The organism is Superficieibacter electus (genome assembly GCF_002915575.1).
GTDB classification, from domain to species: domain Bacteria; phylum Pseudomonadota; class Gammaproteobacteria; order Enterobacterales; family Enterobacteriaceae; genus Superficieibacter; species Superficieibacter electus.
Window position 1 is genome coordinate 1 of sequence record NZ_PQGD01000041.1, and the last position, 15,920, is coordinate 15,920.

Consider the following 15,920-nt stretch of genomic DNA (forward strand, 5'->3'; position numbering starts at 1 on the left):
GAAAGCGTGCGTATTGCCTGAAAACACAACCCGCTACGGGGGAGACTTACCCGAAATCTGATTTATTCAACAAAGCCGTCTCATTGCCGTCTGCTTGTTTTCTTTAAAGGGTGTATTAGACGAATATCAAATCGGAATGGTAGGGGATGTGTGGGCACCATGCCCGGCCCTCTTTGAGCATCTGAGAGATTGGAGACCTAGCCGGGTAAGATAGCTACTTTCTTACGGGTTACCCTTCAAATCCAAAGACGAAACGGACGCTGCCGTTCTCCACGTGGAGACGCTTTACTTCTTCGACAAATTCCTGGATCACCTCTCCGGCGTTATCGGGTGGTATGGCTGACAAAATTTCTTCCGAAGTCAGCCATGAGTATGAATGTTCACCGAATAAATCATCATCTTCGGACGGTATATCATCAGGTAATCCGCGTAATGCGTGGATAAAAACTGCTGATGTGCTCGCCCTTTCACGATCTACATCAAATCCGAGCCAGGCAAAGTGGAGATATGATCGGTCCCCTTTATAATTGCTTGATAAATTAATCCATTTACCAGGCTTTTCTTCCCTTTGAAATCGCCAGCAGATATCAACGCCCATTAAGAAACTCCATTACTATCGTTCGTATGAGATAACTATCATTTCAGAATACTATGACTTCTTCCCGTATAGAACTAATCGCTCACGCCATTTAGCTACTTACTTTTTTTACGTACGCTTGCAGCGCAGTACCTTGAGAGAAGTAAGTAAGACTGGGCGAAGCCAACCGGTTCCGCCACCTCGCTCACCGGCTTTTAGGCGTAAGCACTGAAGTCAGCCTCCATGCTAACTGGCGAGCCTGCGAAAGTCAGACTCGTTGTTATAAAGCGGCATATCGTAAGCAGTGTCTGAAATGAACATTCGGATCTGCTCAAGCGTCATGCCACAATGAAAACGGGTTACGCTCACATTGGCCCGGGGGAAGTCAGCACAAAATGCATTCAAAACATTCTCATGGACAATACCAATGTTGATTAACGCAGCTGGCCCGTTGTCACGGAAAGATACGACACGGAATCCCCCATACCAGCCTGACTGGGAGAAAAATGAAAATGCACTCGTTGCCAGACCATTAGACAGGTCATAGCGCAATTTCCCGCTCAGAGACTGGCTGTCTCTGCTGTACACGCGATTAATGAAAATGCCGGGACCAACTTCTACCGGCTGCTTGTTGCTTGCTAAACACGGAAAGCCCACCAGCGAAACCTCCCTTTCTCCTAACCAGTTTACCTGATACCCGGCAGTGAGAAAGTCAGTCAGTTCTACGCCAGAAAGAGCATTAATGGCCGCAATATCGGTATCCAAAATATTTACGTTTTTCATATTCATCTCATCTATATTCTAAAGTGCGTTTTTTGTCTATCAGCCCGAGGATTGAAAATTTGAATATTTAATGTGACAGAAAAATACCTGTCACCTTTTCAAAAACTGCCTGCAATTGAATATCGAGAGAGTCCATTTTAAAATCCACCAGCTCAGCTTTATTATCGCAAACCGAATAAAAATAGGAGTCAAATGCGTCTGTATCTTCATCTTTAAAAATACGGAAGGAATTAATTTTATTATGCCCTTCAAATTCGGCATGAATACCATAGCGAACCGAGCCGTCATCGAACTGAACAACCCGTCGTACAGAATTAATCCGGACGTACTGTTTTAAGGCCCTCGCGAAATCGGCATTTAACGCCAACGCTCGTAAGATTGAATCAGCGGTTTCATTCTGCTTTTTACGATCATATTCAAACATCCCACAGCCGGTGTTACGAAAGACCGGCTGAAGAGCATTAACCAGGTTGAAGGAATCCACGTTTCTGTCGTTTCTGTACATGAGATATCTCCTGCCCCTCCGCTATACGAAGGGGCTTGATAGGGTTACTGCCAGGCTGCGATCACTTCTTCGCACTGGAAATGAGATAAGCACTGCTGGAGTAAAAGGGCCAGCACCGCTGTGTTAGGGACGCGATTGTTACACCACGCGTTGAATAGCAGCTGCCATGGACCGGCATAATACCCGGCCAGTTTCTTTTTTTGTTTATCTGTGCAGCAGCTGGAAATGGCCTGCTGATAAAGGCTTTCATTCTCGGCACCAGAGCGTTGTTGCAGTGCCTGATAAATATAGGAGTAGACAGAATCGGAGCAATTAGATGCATAGGCCAGATTGGTTTTCATAATACCTCCTGTGTTTTTGGGTATTATATAAAACTCCGACCTACTGGCTAATAACCCACACTGTAATTTCTTTTAAAAACACAATAAATTTTCAAAATTGGACCAGTGTGGATTTAAGCGAGCAGTTTAAATCTTTATGAACTAGCTTTCAAAGAGGTTGGTTTTTCGGGAAGTTTTTTGCCAGACCAGCATGTTGTTTTTTTTTCTGTAGTGCAGATTAGCTGGTACCTGCCCCTTCTTACCTCTTTGAGCAATGACTGTTTGAAATATGGTAAGCCCAGTTCAAAAACCCAGTAACGACCGTCTGCAAAAACGACTGAATTTTCAACGCCATCCGAAGCCACCAAGGATGCATCATTAAGTAGACGTTCTTCATAATGAAATGGTAATGAAAATGTCAGATATAACGCACAAAGTACAAAGATTCCTGTGAGACTAACTGCCAGTGAACCACAATAACCAGAATAAACATTTAAATTTCTTTTGATAAATTTCTCATGCAAGATTACAAGCAGACAGAATACACAAGCTACCAGCCCAAATCCTACATGCAGATAAAACTGTCTTATTTCATCATTCCAGACGATGTTGTCCCATTTCGTGCTTAAGATTGAACCCAACAAGGAGATAATAAAAGCGGCAATTTGAGAACTGATAAAGTAGGAGAAAGCTGACTTTGAAGTTATTTTTTTCATAGAAACAGGAACCTCTTTACCTCGTTCCTGATCAGAGAAAAGACACAAAACGCACCATGCGCAAAAAACTGCAGGTCCAGATGCAATAATCTCGCGTAAAAACATATTAAACGTTTCCGATAATGAATAAGTAATTACCATATCCTCTCCGTAAGTCTACATATAATTCAGACGTGACAAATAATTAAAGGCATTGCTATTCTATCATTATGCATTGCGTTTAAAATCATTTCTAATTCAGCAGAGTAGCGATACAGGCATTTCGCTATCCTAAAATCTGGTAGCTTTCCATTTCCTTGCTGAGATAAATCAAAATAATTCTATTTATTGCCTATTCGGATGCTGCAAAACCTTATAAATCCGGATGTATATCACTTAACAGTGAACCATTCGGTGACTTGCTCTCCGTGAGGTCCACCGGGTTTATCCAGTAGGGAACATTCTGCTTTTACCGTTTACTGCATACGCGAGCAGGAATTCTGTTGCAGTTCTGCATTTGCCTGCTTTTCCAGTGCTGTCATAACCCGGCGGAGCATCGCCAGAGCCTGAACAGGCGAGCTCCCAAACTGCACTTTCACTTCATCCGTATCATGATCCTGAATCAGGTCGAGGATGTTCACTTCGATCCCTGCCCCGTTTTCATCTTTTGCCGTGCACTGAATACTTACCCGGGTCACCGAATCCGTCAGGACTGGCAGTGGGTTAGTCTTGTCTACGTTGATAAAAGCCTTCTTCATTGCCCTGTTTCCCCTTGTCCTGAAAAAGTTACCGACCCGTCCGGATGGAGGGGTCGGTCAGAAAATCATGCCTGTCCCTTATTCATCTTCTCAGCATGCTTACGCAGGTACTCTTTCAGGTCAGCATGAGCATTGATGATATCGTTCATTTCATCATTGGTCAGAACAAGCGTGTAAGTATCAGTGCTGACAGATTCACCTTCTTTAAGCTTGGCTTCTTCAGCAATACGTTCAAAAATCGGGATCGCGGTGTCGGCAATGACGGTCACGGTCTTTTTGTTCAGAACGCTGGACATGGATGGTGCTTTACCTGCCGGGTTCTGTTTAGGAGCGCTGTCCTTTGGAGCCGGAGCTGGTTCCTGTACCGGTGGCGTAACCAGCGTCTCTGTATTGCTTTCATCATTCAGTTGATCCGGTACCGGGGTGTTAACGGTAGCATTACCTGCCGGTTGCTCATCACCGGAGTTTTCCGGAGTCTGCGGATCTGCCATGCGCTCTTCTACCTTGGCAGCTTTGACGAATTTCAGCGTGTTTTTCGTCGCTTTACCATAGATGGAGATCGCCTTGTTGATGTTATCTACCGCATCCTCACCGCTGTACATATACTCGTCCAGCGCAACGTACATGCTCACCTGATCGCTCACAAGCATGGTCTGTAGTTCAGAAGGCAGGTCCAGTACGCGAACCATCTGGCGAAGATGCTGCTCTGATTTACCACGTTTTTTTGCCAGTTCCGCAAAGGTCTTAGGCTCTTCTTTATCTTCAACAAGACGCTTAATTGAAAGCGCTTCAGCTACGACAGACAGCGCCAGGTTGGAGTTGCCGGTCAGGGTGAAGAGTTCTGCTTTTGAAGCGCTACCGCGAAACTCTTCGCAGCGAATACGAGTAATGCGTTCACGCCCTTCTGCTTCCAGCTGGCGGTTTGCAATAGCGATGGAACGGATACGGCAAGCCCCCTGACGCAGTACAGGTACGCCATTAACCATCTGAACAACGATAGGCGTCACGCTGAACGGGTCTTCCATGTAGGCATCGGCCAGGCTGTTCAGGTGTTCCACAACGTGAGGCATTGAATAGTAGAGCTCGCCCATACCGGCCGTGCGGGTGTTAAAGCCTTCCTGCTCTACAACAACCGAAGGGTCAATGATAAGGCCGTTACCTTTACGGGCACCGTTACCAGTGCGTTCCAGGTAACCACGAAGGCTGATTTCGTTGCTGTTGTTTTTTACTTCAGTTTCGATTGCGGACATTTTTGTTCTCTCTTTTGGTTGGTTGTTTAACTGCGCTACAACACAACAATACCAGGTTCGACATTTTTTCTAATAGGTTGCACAGAAGAAAAAGTAACTTTTCTTAAAAAAAATTCCTGAGACAATACTACTCGATCCGTCCGTTTTAAATCTTCACAACAGTGGGCCGTTTTTACGTTTAAGCAAAATAGCTGGTTCAGAAGGTGAGTCGGAGAGAAAAGTTACTTTTCCGGTTGTCTGGGCCAGTGATGAGAGAGTGGCAGGACAGGAATGGCTAAACCGGTGCGGGTCTCTTGTAAGTCGCAGGGGATTGAGGAGATATAGAGGTAAACCGGTACGTTCAGTTTTTGGATTGAGCCGGGCTTTTGGCCCGGGCTTAAGGAAGCGGAAATTTGAACGAACTGGCAGGTAATGATTTATGCCGCCGACAGCTGGCCGTCAGTGCTTTGCTGTTCTGGTTTGACAGTTGGGGGATAACCGGCAGTTAGCCGCTGGCATTCCGCATCACAGAAAGCCCTGAGGTTGCTGAAGACGGACTCCATGAAATCAGCATGAGCATACGAGTCTACAGGACGTGTCTTGTTATCTTTCATCTTGTTCTCCTCAATCATTATTAAAACCAGCGGATTTAGTTCCTGGCGCTCCATCTGCTGACCGGCTTTCCCAGAGAGCAGCGATGTGTCGGGTTCTGTTTCTCATTTTATCGTTTTCATCGGGCCCATCCGGCCGTATAAGAGACCGATTTGGCATGTTTAAGAAACGTACTGGCGACATTAAAAGCTGAGGTTGGCTTTGGAATAAAAGGATACTTTTCCCGTTTGTCAGGTCTTTCGCTACCGCTGCACGATGATTCTGTCAGGCATTCTGCGCCCTCCTTGGCTGTACATCTTGAAACAAGCGGTGGGATGTTCCCTTCCCCCTGCTCACCGCAGAATAATTGGCAAGTCCCGACGGTCGTTCCGTACGAGCCGGGTCCAAATAATGAATAAATACAACGCCACTTCAATTGTATTGACAATAGAAGTTAGGAGGATCATAGTGTCATTCATGGTGCGGCTTTCGCACCACCGCCCCGGCGGTACCGGGCAGAACTGGAGTACCTCATGAAACTTTCCCGTCAGACGACTTCTGATACTTCTGTTGATGGCCGTTCACGCGCATATGCCTGGGGCCGTGTCCATTATTTCATTATCGAACATGCACCAATGGCTGAGCTGGTCGCTATTGACGAGCTGCTGGAAAAAGCTGGCTGGAGCAATGACGGCTGTCCGAACTATGAGAAAGATGACGAGTTTGGTAATGCTGGTTACAGCTGTGGTTACTGGATCGATATTGACAGCGTGGGAAGCTTCAAGGCTGACTACAAACGTCTTAAGGGTGAGATTAGTGCGCATATCGCCTCAAAGGCGGCAGAGGTGGAGATCCGCGTACTGGACTCGATGTCCGACAAAGAATGTAAAGATGTTGCCTCGGTGGCATGTACTGTTCGCCGTGACTTACGTACGCAGTCCGAATCGCTTCATTCACTGCGTACTATCGTAACGGTTGATCATTACAATCCCTATGTGATCACCAGCCGCCCGCTGAGCATTTCCGCCTGGACACTTATCCACGACTGTCTGAAAACCGGCACCATCAATGACGTCTGTTCACGGTTGAGTTCATTAATCCTGCACTCTGAAGCCGCGATTGCCCGTTGTAAGGGAAGCTCCGACTACTCTTCGGAACACGCTCAGCTATCGTTTTTTGCTGGTAACGACTATGTCACCAGACGCACCCTTGTTGATGCAGCTCACGAAGAGGCTCTGCGAATGAACCGCCGCTTTGATGAACGTATTGCAATGAACGCGGATTCTGATGCCAGAAGGCTCCAGTGCGAATTCAACCTGAGCAACCATGTCGTACAGCGTCGGACCGTTGAATCTGCTCATATCCAGGCAATCAACGAAGACGTCACCCGTTCACAGGCGGAACCACGCTGCCCTGGAAAGCTTCTTCTGAAAATGACCAGTCATGAGGAAGTGCGGGACTCACTGAGCACCTGTTAGTCCAGCGACACCCCCTGCGGCTCTACTACCGGGCCGCAGTCTGCTCCGGCCAGATGGTGCCAGTGGCGTAATGAATTTGTTTAATAAGGCTGAGTATGATGAATAAAGAACAACTAATCGACAAACTGGAACGCGTGGTATGTGGTCAGTACTCCTACGAAATGCAGGAGCTTGCGTATTCGGCCCTCTGCTGCATTAAAGGCACCCCGGACGACTGCGCTAAGTTCCCTGTTACGCGTCCGCTGCCTGACACCTTAGTGGACGTATGGGACGAGATCGGGCAATACCTTGGCACAGGCAAAGCCATTGAAACTCGCAGTTGCGGCGTTTCGCTTCTGCTTCATGGACACTGCTACGATTCAAATCATGTGCTGTACTGGCGCAATGCTGGCGCACTTCCAGCAGCTTGCGATACGCCACTGGCTGGTGGGTCTCGCAAACTGTTCACCTGCTCAGCCTGTGGAGTGGACGGTCTGGATGAACCACCTGAAACCAGTTGCCACTGCTGCACAGAGGGGGCCCACTGGATTGAGAGCAGGCTCTTCACCTCCGGGCAGGCAGACCCTGAAGAATTTAGACCCGTGGCGGTCGTGAAAGAGTGTGCAGGCTCAACGCCGGATGATCGGCTCATCTGGAGCGTGATTGAACAGCTCAACGGCGAACTGGCGGAAGGCGATAAACTATTTAAGCAACGCTGACAGATCACGTCAGCATTTATATCAGACGAACTCCAGAATAATTTAAAGCAACCATGAACATGAAAAAGCCCAAAGCTGCATTACAGAATGCCATGAAAGAAGATGTGCCAGCTGTGACACAGATTCAGATGCGATCTACGGTTTCCAGAAAGGTTCGCTATGTAAAACAGGCAAATCGAGAGGGTCTGAAATTATCTGAGTGGATGTCGCGGCATCTCGACGCTGTCTGTGATACCGCAGATGAGATTCATAAAGGCAAACGCTCAACTCCGGTTGCGCCTGGGAAGATTCCCCCTGAGGTATACCAGGTGATATACGATCAGTGCGGCGGGTTCGTGGAGTGTGATGCTAATGCCCAGGTAATCTGGGAAGCCTGCCGTGATGCCATTCTTAACGGAGACAAAGGGTAAACGGCAGGTATCGCCTGTCATTTTTACCCTTGTGAGGAAAATCCTGATGAACCATGAGAGCCGAACTGTATACCTGAACACGGCCATTGAGGCCCTGTTGAAAGCTGAGGCGGCTCTGAACGAGCTGGCATTAGCCTATGTACTCAAACCAGGTGAAAAGGCAAGCGCATGCCATCCCCGAACCGGTACGCTTTCCACAGCTTCCCAGGTAAGAAAACTTCGCCGTGTTCTAGAAAAAAACAAGTTATGACGGCCCTTATACGCTGGCATAATGTACCGTGCTTCGCTCATCCCAGCAGTATGGGTTTTAAACTCTTCCATTTTTAAGAGTACGGGAAGAGCCTTATTATTGTCGCATACCCTACGGATGCATTGCAGTTCAAACCGCTGTTCGGTGCAATTATTGCTGTATCCGGCGGATTTGAAAATGACAGAAATAGTGATGTAAAGCTCCGCCATTAAAGAAATGCCCCGTAGTTTGGCGAATCAACTTTCTGAATTATCTCGATGAACACCATTTAAGGAAATCGAATGTGTGATTTTTGCAGGGCTGACGAAAATTACTTTCATATGGCAGAATGCGTGTATGACCAACTGGTTAAAGAGTATCCCGTAATGTGGCTGCGGGATTCAACCCGGATCGGGGCCTGCTACCTCTGTCGAGAACTGCTGTCGCCGGAGGGGATGGTCCTGGCGATGCAGAGCGCTTTCCCTGCGAAGGGATGGCGGCTGCGTATTTGGTACAATGAAACCATTGACGAAGAGATAGAACCGCAGCGTGGAGACTGTATTGAGCTGTCCTCCAGGGCGGACGCTCTGCTGTCCTTCATGTCGTTCCAGGAAAAGGTTTAGCGCTGCGGCCCCCCTCACAAAAAGGCGCTTTCCGCGACAAATCTGGTACGACCGGACAACGTTGAGTCAATTCTTGCTTCCCCGCAGAAGAATCCCTATGAAGTAAAGTAGAGGTAGGCATTACGCCCACCAGCAAACCTGATAACTGTTCTTTGCGTAACATCCTCAAACTTCTGGTGCCTTCGTAGACTGCGATGCGAATGCCCATGAGCTGAATTCACCGTATCATTTGACCGGATGCAGCGAGAACAGAAATGACAATGTTTGAACGATTTGCCAGACGGCCATAAAACTCTACTGGGTACAGAATAAGGACTGACCGCAATGGCTACGTTCTATGAGCTACCGACCAGTGAGAAGTCCATTGTTTCCGGTACGTGCCCGGACGAGCACCGGTGAAATTTTTCCCGACTGGATTACGCTAAGGCTTTTGAACGGTTTGCGTGAAGTGGGACTCTTTGGGTCTGGTTCTTGATTTATACAAAAGGCTATATGCCACAAGACGGGAGGAAAAAAGGGTTTCCCCGACTGGAGAAACCCTTTCAAAAGGTGCCGATGGCATACTAATCCACACCCCGAAAAGAGGGGGTTGCCCCCCTCTTTGTCAGCTACTTACCGGATTCGTAGGCCAGGATAGCAGATACCTCCCTTGTTCCGTCTTTCATCCGCAACTCGCAAAGCGAGTTTCGTGTGAGCCAGGTGAATATCAACAGCGTTAAACAAACTATTAATATGCACAAAACAATGGGTTGGTTCGGCATTTTCATGGCCTTCTTCTCCTGTCAACGCAAAGCAGAAGTGTCACCATCGGTGCGAAACAGAGATGTCATGCTTTGGTTCAGAGAATGCGTTTGACCGCCTCGCTATATACTTCCGAGCGTTCTCTTTTCCCAACAGAAATCACGAAAACGACAACTTTCTCGTCTATAACCTGGTATACAAGGCGATAGCCTGAAGACCGGAGCTTAATCTTGTAACAATCAGGCATACCACGGAGCTTGTTTGCTTCAATCCGGGGTGACTCAAGTACTTCAACCAGCTTCTTTTTCAACTGTTCACGTACCGTCGAGCCCAGCTTTCGCCATTCCTTTAGTGCCCGCTCGTCAAAATCCAGAAAATACGCCATCAGAGTTCATCCAGCGTCACACGTACTGGCTTAGGATTACGAAGTCGTTCTTTCACTATCTCCACAAGTTCAGCATCTTCATCACTCAGGAGTGTCTGTTTGAACGGCAAGCGTTCATTGTCAGCGATATACTCGAGCATGAGACGAAGCGCTTCAGAAGGAGTTACGCCCATTTTTTCAAGCGCGGCGTAAGAACGCGCTTTAAGTTCATCGTCAATACGTAGGTTAATGCTACCCATGTCTTACACCCCTTGTAATTACAAATGTCATTACAAGTATCGCACTACAACATGCTTAGGGCAAGTCACGAAGTAAGTCAGAAAGTAGTCGTAAGAACGGTGATCACTGTCCGCTTTGTGCCAGAAGCGGACTTTTTAAAAATATTGCGTGCCCAACAATTGGGCGCAGGTCACATCAAGTACCCTCAGAATTATAGAGAATACCTGAAATTTTTGTAGAGCGAGGTTTGTTACCCTGCCCGACCAGCGACATGTGGTTAGTTTAGTGATCAGAAATGTCGAGCGTTTGGTCGTTCATTGACGCGGGATCTTCCAACGGTTCCACATGAGTGGTGATATGGATAAAAGGCAGTGCGGTGCGGATATCATTCTCTATACGCTCGGCCCAGTCGTGCCCATATTGAACAGTCCATCGCCCAGGAACTAGGATGTGCATTGTCATAAACGCCCGCCCGCCAGCCTGGCGTGTACGTAGTGCATGGAAATCAAGCCCCTGTTCACGATATCCTGCCAGCAGTGACTCGATTTTTTTGAGTTCTTCCGTGGGTAGCGATACGTCCATCAGACCTGCAGCTGAACGACTCATAAGCTGATAACCAGTCCAAACGATGTTGGCTGCGACCAGCAATGCAACGATCGGATCGACCCAAAACCAGCCGGTCAGATAAACCAGTCCGACACCAAAAATGACACCGACCGACGTCCAGACATCGGTCAGCAGGTGATGAGCATCTGCCTCAAGAGTGATAGAGTTGTGCTGCCTGCCAGCCCTTAACAAAATGCGAGCCGTCACAAAATTAAGGATTGATGCGACTGTTGAAACCAGTAATCCGAGACCAATCTCCTCAAGCGGCTGTGGAGTTAACATCCGCTCAACTGCGGTATAGGCGATACTGGCTGCCGCCAATAGGATCAGAAATCCTTCGAAAGCACTCGAGAAATATTCGGCTTTGCCGTGCCCATATGCATGGTTCTCATCGGCCGGAAGCGCAGCCAAGGTCAGCATCCAGAGCGCCATTAGGGCTCCTGCGAGGTTAACTACGGATTCGATGGCATCAGATAGCAGACCGACCGAACCGGTCATTTTCCACGCCACACCTTTGAGTCCGATAGTGGCAATAGCCGTGGCAATGGAAAGCCAAGCGTAGTGCGTCAGCGGACGAGGTAACCCTTTTGTTTTAGTCATTATTAACTTCCTAAAATAGGACGACTAACTCACATTTCTATCCATGATAGATAATTAAACAATCATTTCGCCATGAATATTTTTTCGTTTTTATTAAATTTAATTAAAAAGTCTCTGCAAGTGCTGTTTCATCTTCTAGTAAACTAAATTTTATTTTTAGGGTTTTCTTCAACTTGAAGTAATATTATCTCACAACAGATTAGTCACTTAGGTTAACTGAGCGGCTTTTATATTTTTCAATTAAAATATGCAAAACTCCCATTGCACCATGTGCATAAAAATAGACCTCAATGAAAGTAGTAAAGAACTTATGCCAGTGGATTACTGTTTCAGCCAGATTTGACTGCATGGTATTCAACAAGAACCATAGGCCACCTGAAAGTGCTACAATTAGCAATGCTAGAACTCCAAATCCTTGGATTGTACTGGCAATACCTCCCGAATGTGCATCGGGCAGTCGGAAACTAGTCAACGTTTTTATATCTTGCTTAATACCACTAAAGTCAAGCCCTACCCATGAAAAATAATAAGTAAAACCTCTTTGAGTAAGCATCCAACTTAACATAATAAAACCACAAATAATCAGTCCTAACCCTGAAATAATGTGCATCCAGGTTATAACTCCTTCAAGACTATGTTCACCAATTGCTTCGGTCTCTGTCAGATTAGAGTTAATAATTTGTGATAATATTAGAAATGCCACAATGATGTGAAGAATACGAAAAAAAGGAGCGTAATCATGGGGTAATAGATTCCAGAGTCGCAATTTCATTAATGAGTCCTTAGTAAATTTATCGATGATCTTAATCATACAAAAGAATTATTAGGATAACCTTAATTCTTAAAATTGCAGCAGGCATTAGTTCACCTCTGATATGGCCACTTGCGAAATGGGAATGGTAACTGTTATTACTATGTGTTTACTTGCTGTTCTTGTTACGCAGCCCCTTAAACACATTACTTTCAAATATGATTTCCTGCTGGGTTTAAATATGTGTCTTTCTATAGTGCGGCAACCTATTTTTACACCAACTCATGAATTAAATAAGAATCATAAATTAAATGAGAGGTTTAATTCTCTTGCTTAACGCGATGATATTAAATGGAAATTTTAATTTTTGTAATTTATTAAACAGTTAGAATGAGACATGGTAAATACGATCTTCCTTTAGATAATTCTGATAGCACTTTTTCTACTGGGCAGTCTGCAATGTCCGCTTCACGCCCTGAGACATTCGACAAGCTTTTTATGGCTTCAGTAAGGGCGAGTGTCTCGCTTCGAGAGCCAGCAAATATTTCGCTTCGTCATAACAGGTTCTGGCCTTCCAGCAGCGGTAAATGATCCTTATCCATTTGAACGCCAGTGCCCGGATCGCAGACTGATGAGATTTGCCCTTTTCTCTAAGGCCCTGATAATACAGTTTGGCCCAGTATGATGAATTAACCGTCTTGGCAGCCCATTCAACAAAGGTCTGCCTGACGAACTTGGCACATTGCCATCGCCAGTGAACCCATGATTTTTGGCCGCTTCGTTCGGTCACCGGTGCTATACCTGCGTAGTTTTGAATTTCTTCAGCGCTGTTAAACCGGTCACGATTATCACCAAGTGCAGCAAGCATCCGTGGGCCCATGCACGGTCCCATGCCCGGAAGTGATTTGAACAGCCCCGCATCTGGCAATGTGTCAAACAGCGTTTCGATTCGTTCGTCATAGGTTTTGATGATTTCACTCACGACTTTAATTTGTGTCGCCAGTGCTGCTGCCATCAAAGCATTAGCCTCTATAACACTCGGGTCTGTAGTCAATGGGATCGCATTATCAATACTCGCAACACGTTGCTCGGTAAGGGCCATAGCGCGACCACCTTTGGCATTCAGAAAGTTGCGGATCGTGTCGCGTCTGGCTCGTTTCAGTTGTTGCAGACTGGGCCACCGGATAATCAGCTCACACAACAGTAAGCTACCCCGATGTGAGAACCACTCCAGTGGCTGAGGATAATACTGTTTAAGCGTGTTGATTATCCGGTTCACAAAGCGTCGTTTATCTTCAACCAACTGACGACGTTGCTCAACCAGTTGCTGAAGTAAGCGAATATCCGCATTGTCGGGTTCAATAGCTTTTATCTTCTGGGGGTAACGCAGCATTAACTCTAATGCCAGCTCGGCATCCTGCGGATCATCTTTAGCGCCGCTGGGCGAGAAGGCTTGCCGATAACGAGCCAGGGACAATGCGTGGACGGGGAAAACGGTGATAAAGGGGTATTTTTGAAGAGCATATACCACGGGGCCCTTCTTCAGTTCGAGAGCTATTGCGATTCTACCTTTTACTTTCTGGTGTAACTCAGTAAGCCAGGCATCAAGCGCTTCTGCTGTATGTTCAATCACATCGAATACGCGTTCACCGTTTTTAAACTGAACACAGACATCGTGTTTTTTATCAGCCCAGTCCAGACCAACGTGCGCAGCAAATTGATTAGTCACAGTCATCACCAACTCCTTTTTATCGGGGATTGGTATGCATTCCACGCTCTTCGAAAGAAATATAGCCAGCAGTTTATCTGCATGCCCTGAGTATTCGTTAGCGAACGTGGAGCACCTACTGGCTCGAAAGAAAAGCGGCGATCATCACATGATTCTCGCTCAATATTCGTAACCAGTAAGCGCATACCCTGAATCACTTCAAAGTGTAATTCTCAGGGTACGAATGACTATATCTCGCTCTTAGCGGACATTAGCATAGGCTATTTACCATAACGCCGCATTACGCGTACCGCTCAGACGGCCTGAGCGCGTTTCTGACGTGTCCCCGTTAAAAACAGTAACAAACCACCCGAAAATGCACGCCAGAAACGCTACGTAAGAATCTATCCTATGACTGGATATGCACTCAACTGAATAACGCCTGGTTTCAGTCCATTTTATCGGGATCAGCCTTCTTTCTGGGTAATTTAGGGGGCTTCACTTGCTGATTACTTTGCGTGCGGCGCGTGAGCCAAGGATGGTCAGCTTTAGGTTTTACGTAGAATTTTGAGCGTAAATCAAAACGGGCATTATCCACACGTTCATGGACACTTTTTTCATCATCCAGTGGTATAGGCTCCGGGCCATCAACATATTTTTCCCATCCCAACGCTTTCCCATCATACAGAACCTTAATTTCACCGTTAAAGCTTTCGCATACCGTGACAACCGAATGCCGAAGTCGATATCCCCGGCCTTCACTGCGAATCTGAAACGCACTGCTTTTGTACTGGAAAGTGAGATTTTTGGAGAGAACGCGCTTCGCCTGGAGGCTGAAGATATAACCCAGTTCCTCTTCAGAATGGTGTACATCAAGATGGGCGTTATCAGCAATACGAGGCGGCGTAGCAAACCGGTTGTTATAGGCTTCAATAAAGGTCGGCAACCATGCGTTTGCTGTTTCAATATCACTGATACCCTGAAGCCGCATTTCTTTGACCAGCCTGTCCTGCAGTGTCTGATTGGCACGCTCTACCCGCCCTTTTGCCTGCGGGCTGTTGGCATGGATTGGCTCGATGCCCAGTGTCTTTATCGCACGTGTGAACTGAGTCAACTCTCCTTCCCGCTCCGGGTTATTTACTCTGAATATACTGTGTCTGTCAGAATAGAGAGCCAGTGGTACGCCATGATCATTAAGGTAACCCCGGAGGGTTTCCATGTAAGCCCGGGTTGTTTCTGCAGGAGCGAATCGTAGCGCCATCAGAGCGCTGGTAGCATCATCGATAAAGACTATCAGTGTGCATTTGGGGCCCCGACCTTCAAACCAGTCATGAGGCGAGCCATCAATCTGGATGAGTTCACCGTAGGATGGGCGCCGCATCCGGCGCTGATAAATTCGGGCAAACTTACGACGACGTTCGCGCCATATGCCCTCCTCTACCATCCACTTCCTGAGAGTTTCAATGGATAAACACAAGCCGTGTATCTCGCGCAATTTTTCGCACGCAAGCGTAGGTCCAAAATCAGCGTAGCGGCCTTTGAGGAGTGAAATTACTGTTGCTCTGAATTCGGTAGAAAAGGAATTATTGGGACGCTTTCCACGTCGGCGGGAAACTAGACCAGAAGGCCCTTCATTTCTATACCGTTGCACCAGACGTTTAACCTGCCGAATAGAAATGCCAATGCGTGCCGCAGCTTGTTCCTGAGTAATATGGCGATTAAGTGACTCCTGAATAATGTGAAGTCGGTCGAGTTCCTTATGACTCATCGTAACAGTCTCTTTGATCATGAAAAATCCCCCAGAGAATTGTCTGGGGACATTTTAGAATGGTTCAAAGGGGACATTACAGCTTGGTGTTAACAATGGCCTTCTTCTCCTTGCATTTAAGCAGGCAAGAGGCTACTCTGAATGTGACTAGCATACAGGGGCCTCGGGTTGTACTGACCCCAAAAAGTTGGACAGTTAAACACGAGGCACATAGGTCTGGGTTCGATATTCAATTGGACTCAGACC

General features: G+C 46.8%; 20 protein-coding genes and 1 pseudogene. 6 read left to right on the top strand and 15 right to left on the bottom strand.

Going from position 1 to position 15,920, the window contains the following annotated elements; genetic code table 11:
- Positions 1-229: 229 nt before the first annotated feature.
- The 8 genes from CHU32_RS26685 to CHU32_RS28365 all read right to left on the bottom strand — a co-directional run bounded on the left by CHU32_RS26685 (position 230) and on the right by CHU32_RS28365 (position 5,481).
- Positions 230-598 carry a hypothetical protein gene (locus CHU32_RS26685; protein WP_000537761.1) on the bottom strand — a complete coding sequence of 123 codons (369 nt, stop codon included), beginning with the start codon at positions 596-598 and terminating at the stop codon, positions 230-232.
- Positions 599-823: 225 nt separating this feature from the next.
- Positions 824-1,360, bottom strand: a complete 537-nt coding sequence (locus CHU32_RS26690; RefSeq protein ID WP_000800251.1) for a hypothetical protein — start codon at positions 1,358-1,360, stop codon at positions 824-826.
- Positions 1,361-1,427: 67 nt separating this feature from the next.
- Positions 1,428-1,865 (bottom strand): hypothetical protein, encoded by a 438-nt coding sequence (locus CHU32_RS26695; protein ID WP_000286108.1) that lies wholly within the window; start codon positions 1,863-1,865, stop codon positions 1,428-1,430.
- A gap of 44 nt (positions 1,866-1,909) precedes the next feature.
- Positions 1,910-2,206, bottom strand: coding sequence for a hypothetical protein (locus CHU32_RS26700; protein WP_000856246.1), 297 nt, complete (start codon positions 2,204-2,206; stop codon positions 1,910-1,912).
- A gap of 134 nt (positions 2,207-2,340) precedes the next feature.
- Entirely contained in the window at positions 2,341-3,042 is a 702-nt protein-coding gene (locus CHU32_RS26705) for a hypothetical protein (RefSeq protein ID WP_103678785.1), read from the bottom strand.
- A 314-nt stretch (positions 3,043-3,356) separates the two neighbouring features.
- Positions 3,357-3,638, bottom strand: a complete 282-nt coding sequence (locus tag CHU32_RS26710; protein ID WP_000708863.1) for a hypothetical protein — start codon at positions 3,636-3,638, stop codon at positions 3,357-3,359.
- 65 nt (positions 3,639-3,703) lie between these two features.
- Positions 3,704-4,888 (bottom strand): hypothetical protein, encoded by a 1,185-nt coding sequence (locus CHU32_RS26715; protein ID WP_001272971.1) that lies wholly within the window; start codon positions 4,886-4,888, stop codon positions 3,704-3,706.
- Between the two features lie 416 nt (positions 4,889-5,304).
- The gene (locus CHU32_RS28365) at positions 5,305-5,481 is read right to left on the bottom strand and encodes a hypothetical protein (RefSeq protein ID WP_001371930.1); all 177 of its coding nucleotides are present in this window, start codon (positions 5,479-5,481) and stop codon (positions 5,305-5,307) included.
- Between the two features lie 510 nt (positions 5,482-5,991).
- Here CHU32_RS28365 and CHU32_RS26725 point away from each other — a divergent pair.
- The 5 genes from CHU32_RS26725 to CHU32_RS26745 all read left to right on the top strand — a co-directional run bounded on the left by CHU32_RS26725 (position 5,992) and on the right by CHU32_RS26745 (position 8,896).
- Positions 5,992-6,936: a DUF5417 domain-containing protein gene (locus CHU32_RS26725; RefSeq protein ID WP_000778029.1), complete on the top strand. Its 945-nt coding sequence runs from the start codon at positions 5,992-5,994 to the stop codon at positions 6,934-6,936.
- A 95-nt stretch (positions 6,937-7,031) separates the two neighbouring features.
- Positions 7,032-7,634, top strand: coding sequence for a hypothetical protein (locus CHU32_RS26730; RefSeq protein WP_012695474.1), 603 nt, complete (start codon positions 7,032-7,034; stop codon positions 7,632-7,634).
- Positions 7,635-7,693: 59 nt separating this feature from the next.
- The gene (locus tag CHU32_RS26735) at positions 7,694-8,044 is read left to right on the top strand and encodes a hypothetical protein (protein ID WP_000743059.1); all 351 of its coding nucleotides are present in this window, start codon (positions 7,694-7,696) and stop codon (positions 8,042-8,044) included.
- A gap of 46 nt (positions 8,045-8,090) precedes the next feature.
- The gene (locus CHU32_RS26740; RefSeq protein ID WP_001015183.1) at positions 8,091-8,294 is read left to right on the top strand and encodes a hypothetical protein; all 204 of its coding nucleotides are present in this window, start codon (positions 8,091-8,093) and stop codon (positions 8,292-8,294) included.
- 281 nt (positions 8,295-8,575) lie between these two features.
- Entirely contained in the window at positions 8,576-8,896 is a 321-nt protein-coding gene (locus tag CHU32_RS26745; protein WP_000332796.1) for a hypothetical protein, read from the top strand.
- Positions 8,897-9,504: 608 nt separating this feature from the next.
- Here CHU32_RS26745 and CHU32_RS26750 read toward each other — a convergent pair.
- The 3 genes from CHU32_RS26750 to relB form a co-directional block, all read right to left on the bottom strand.
- Positions 9,505-9,663, bottom strand: a complete 159-nt coding sequence (locus CHU32_RS26750; protein ID WP_001447866.1) for a type I toxin-antitoxin system Hok/Gef family toxin — start codon at positions 9,661-9,663, stop codon at positions 9,505-9,507.
- Between the two features lie 71 nt (positions 9,664-9,734).
- Positions 9,735-10,022, bottom strand: a complete 288-nt coding sequence (relE, locus tag CHU32_RS26755) for a type II toxin-antitoxin system mRNA interferase RelE (RefSeq protein WP_000323025.1) — start codon at positions 10,020-10,022, stop codon at positions 9,735-9,737.
- Positions 10,022-10,261, bottom strand: coding sequence for a type II toxin-antitoxin system antitoxin RelB (gene relB, locus CHU32_RS26760; protein ID WP_000534858.1), 240 nt, complete (start codon positions 10,259-10,261; stop codon positions 10,022-10,024). Before relB ends, relE begins: the two co-directional genes overlap by 1 nt.
- A 24-nt stretch (positions 10,262-10,285) precedes the next feature.
- Here relB and CHU32_RS28735 point away from each other — a divergent pair.
- Positions 10,286-10,402, top strand: a pseudogene (locus tag CHU32_RS28735) (hypothetical protein); the annotation flags it as partial.
- Positions 10,403-10,523: 121 nt separating this feature from the next.
- Here the strand turns inward: CHU32_RS28735 and CHU32_RS26770 are convergent.
- From CHU32_RS26770 to CHU32_RS26785, 4 genes are all read right to left on the bottom strand, one after another.
- A complete protein-coding gene (locus CHU32_RS26770; protein WP_000167917.1) occupies positions 10,524-11,447 on the bottom strand; it encodes a cation diffusion facilitator family transporter in 924 nt (307 codons plus the stop codon).
- Positions 11,448-11,646: 199 nt separating this feature from the next.
- Positions 11,647-12,219 (bottom strand): cytochrome b/b6 domain-containing protein, encoded by a 573-nt coding sequence (locus CHU32_RS26775; protein ID WP_001515348.1) that lies wholly within the window; start codon positions 12,217-12,219, stop codon positions 11,647-11,649.
- Positions 12,220-12,694: 475 nt separating this feature from the next.
- Positions 12,695-13,933 carry an IS110-like element ISEsa2 family transposase gene (locus tag CHU32_RS26780; protein ID WP_000219087.1) on the bottom strand — a complete coding sequence of 413 codons (1,239 nt, stop codon included), beginning with the start codon at positions 13,931-13,933 and terminating at the stop codon, positions 12,695-12,697.
- Between the two features lie 421 nt (positions 13,934-14,354).
- The gene (locus CHU32_RS26785) at positions 14,355-15,695 is read right to left on the bottom strand and encodes an ISNCY family transposase (RefSeq protein WP_000589001.1); all 1,341 of its coding nucleotides are present in this window, start codon (positions 15,693-15,695) and stop codon (positions 14,355-14,357) included.
- Between the last annotated feature and the right edge of the window lie 225 nt (positions 15,696-15,920).

Excerpts from the sequence above, each read along its gene's own strand:
- CHU32_RS26685 (WP_000537761.1), bottom strand. The coding sequence starts at position 598 with ATGGGCGTTGATATCTGCTGGCGATTTCAAAGGGAAGAAAAGCCTGGT.
- CHU32_RS26690 (WP_000800251.1), bottom strand. The coding sequence starts at position 1,360 with ATGAAAAACGTAAATATTTTGGATACCGATATTGCGGCCATTAATGCT.
- CHU32_RS26695 (WP_000286108.1), bottom strand. The coding sequence starts at position 1,865 with ATGTACAGAAACGACAGAAACGTGGATTCCTTCAACCTGGTTAATGCT.
- CHU32_RS26700 (WP_000856246.1), bottom strand. The coding sequence starts at position 2,206 with ATGAAAACCAATCTGGCCTATGCATCTAATTGCTCCGATTCTGTCTAC.
- CHU32_RS26705 (WP_103678785.1), bottom strand. The coding sequence starts at position 3,042 with ATGGTAATTACTTATTCATTATCGGAAACGTTTAATATGTTTTTACGC.
- CHU32_RS26710 (WP_000708863.1), bottom strand. The coding sequence starts at position 3,638 with ATGAAGAAGGCTTTTATCAACGTAGACAAGACTAACCCACTGCCAGTC.
- CHU32_RS26715 (WP_001272971.1), bottom strand. The coding sequence starts at position 4,888 with ATGTCCGCAATCGAAACTGAAGTAAAAAACAACAGCAACGAAATCAGC.
- CHU32_RS28365 (WP_001371930.1), bottom strand. The coding sequence starts at position 5,481 with ATGAAAGATAACAAGACACGTCCTGTAGACTCGTATGCTCATGCTGAT.
- CHU32_RS26725 (WP_000778029.1), top strand. The coding sequence starts at position 5,992 with ATGAAACTTTCCCGTCAGACGACTTCTGATACTTCTGTTGATGGCCGT.
- CHU32_RS26730 (WP_012695474.1), top strand. The coding sequence starts at position 7,032 with ATGATGAATAAAGAACAACTAATCGACAAACTGGAACGCGTGGTATGT.
- CHU32_RS26735 (WP_000743059.1), top strand. The coding sequence starts at position 7,694 with ATGAAAAAGCCCAAAGCTGCATTACAGAATGCCATGAAAGAAGATGTG.
- CHU32_RS26740 (WP_001015183.1), top strand. The coding sequence starts at position 8,091 with ATGAACCATGAGAGCCGAACTGTATACCTGAACACGGCCATTGAGGCC.
- CHU32_RS26745 (WP_000332796.1), top strand. The coding sequence starts at position 8,576 with ATGTGTGATTTTTGCAGGGCTGACGAAAATTACTTTCATATGGCAGAA.
- CHU32_RS26750 (WP_001447866.1), bottom strand. The coding sequence starts at position 9,663 with ATGAAAATGCCGAACCAACCCATTGTTTTGTGCATATTAATAGTTTGT.
- relE (WP_000323025.1), bottom strand. The coding sequence starts at position 10,022 with ATGGCGTATTTTCTGGATTTTGACGAGCGGGCACTAAAGGAATGGCGA.
- relB (WP_000534858.1), bottom strand. The coding sequence starts at position 10,261 with ATGGGTAGCATTAACCTACGTATTGACGATGAACTTAAAGCGCGTTCT.
- CHU32_RS26770 (WP_000167917.1), bottom strand. The coding sequence starts at position 11,447 with ATGACTAAAACAAAAGGGTTACCTCGTCCGCTGACGCACTACGCTTGG.
- CHU32_RS26775 (WP_001515348.1), bottom strand. The coding sequence starts at position 12,219 with ATGAAATTGCGACTCTGGAATCTATTACCCCATGATTACGCTCCTTTT.
- CHU32_RS26780 (WP_000219087.1), bottom strand. The coding sequence starts at position 13,933 with ATGACTGTGACTAATCAATTTGCTGCGCACGTTGGTCTGGACTGGGCT.
- CHU32_RS26785 (WP_000589001.1), bottom strand. The coding sequence starts at position 15,695 with ATGATCAAAGAGACTGTTACGATGAGTCATAAGGAACTCGACCGACTT.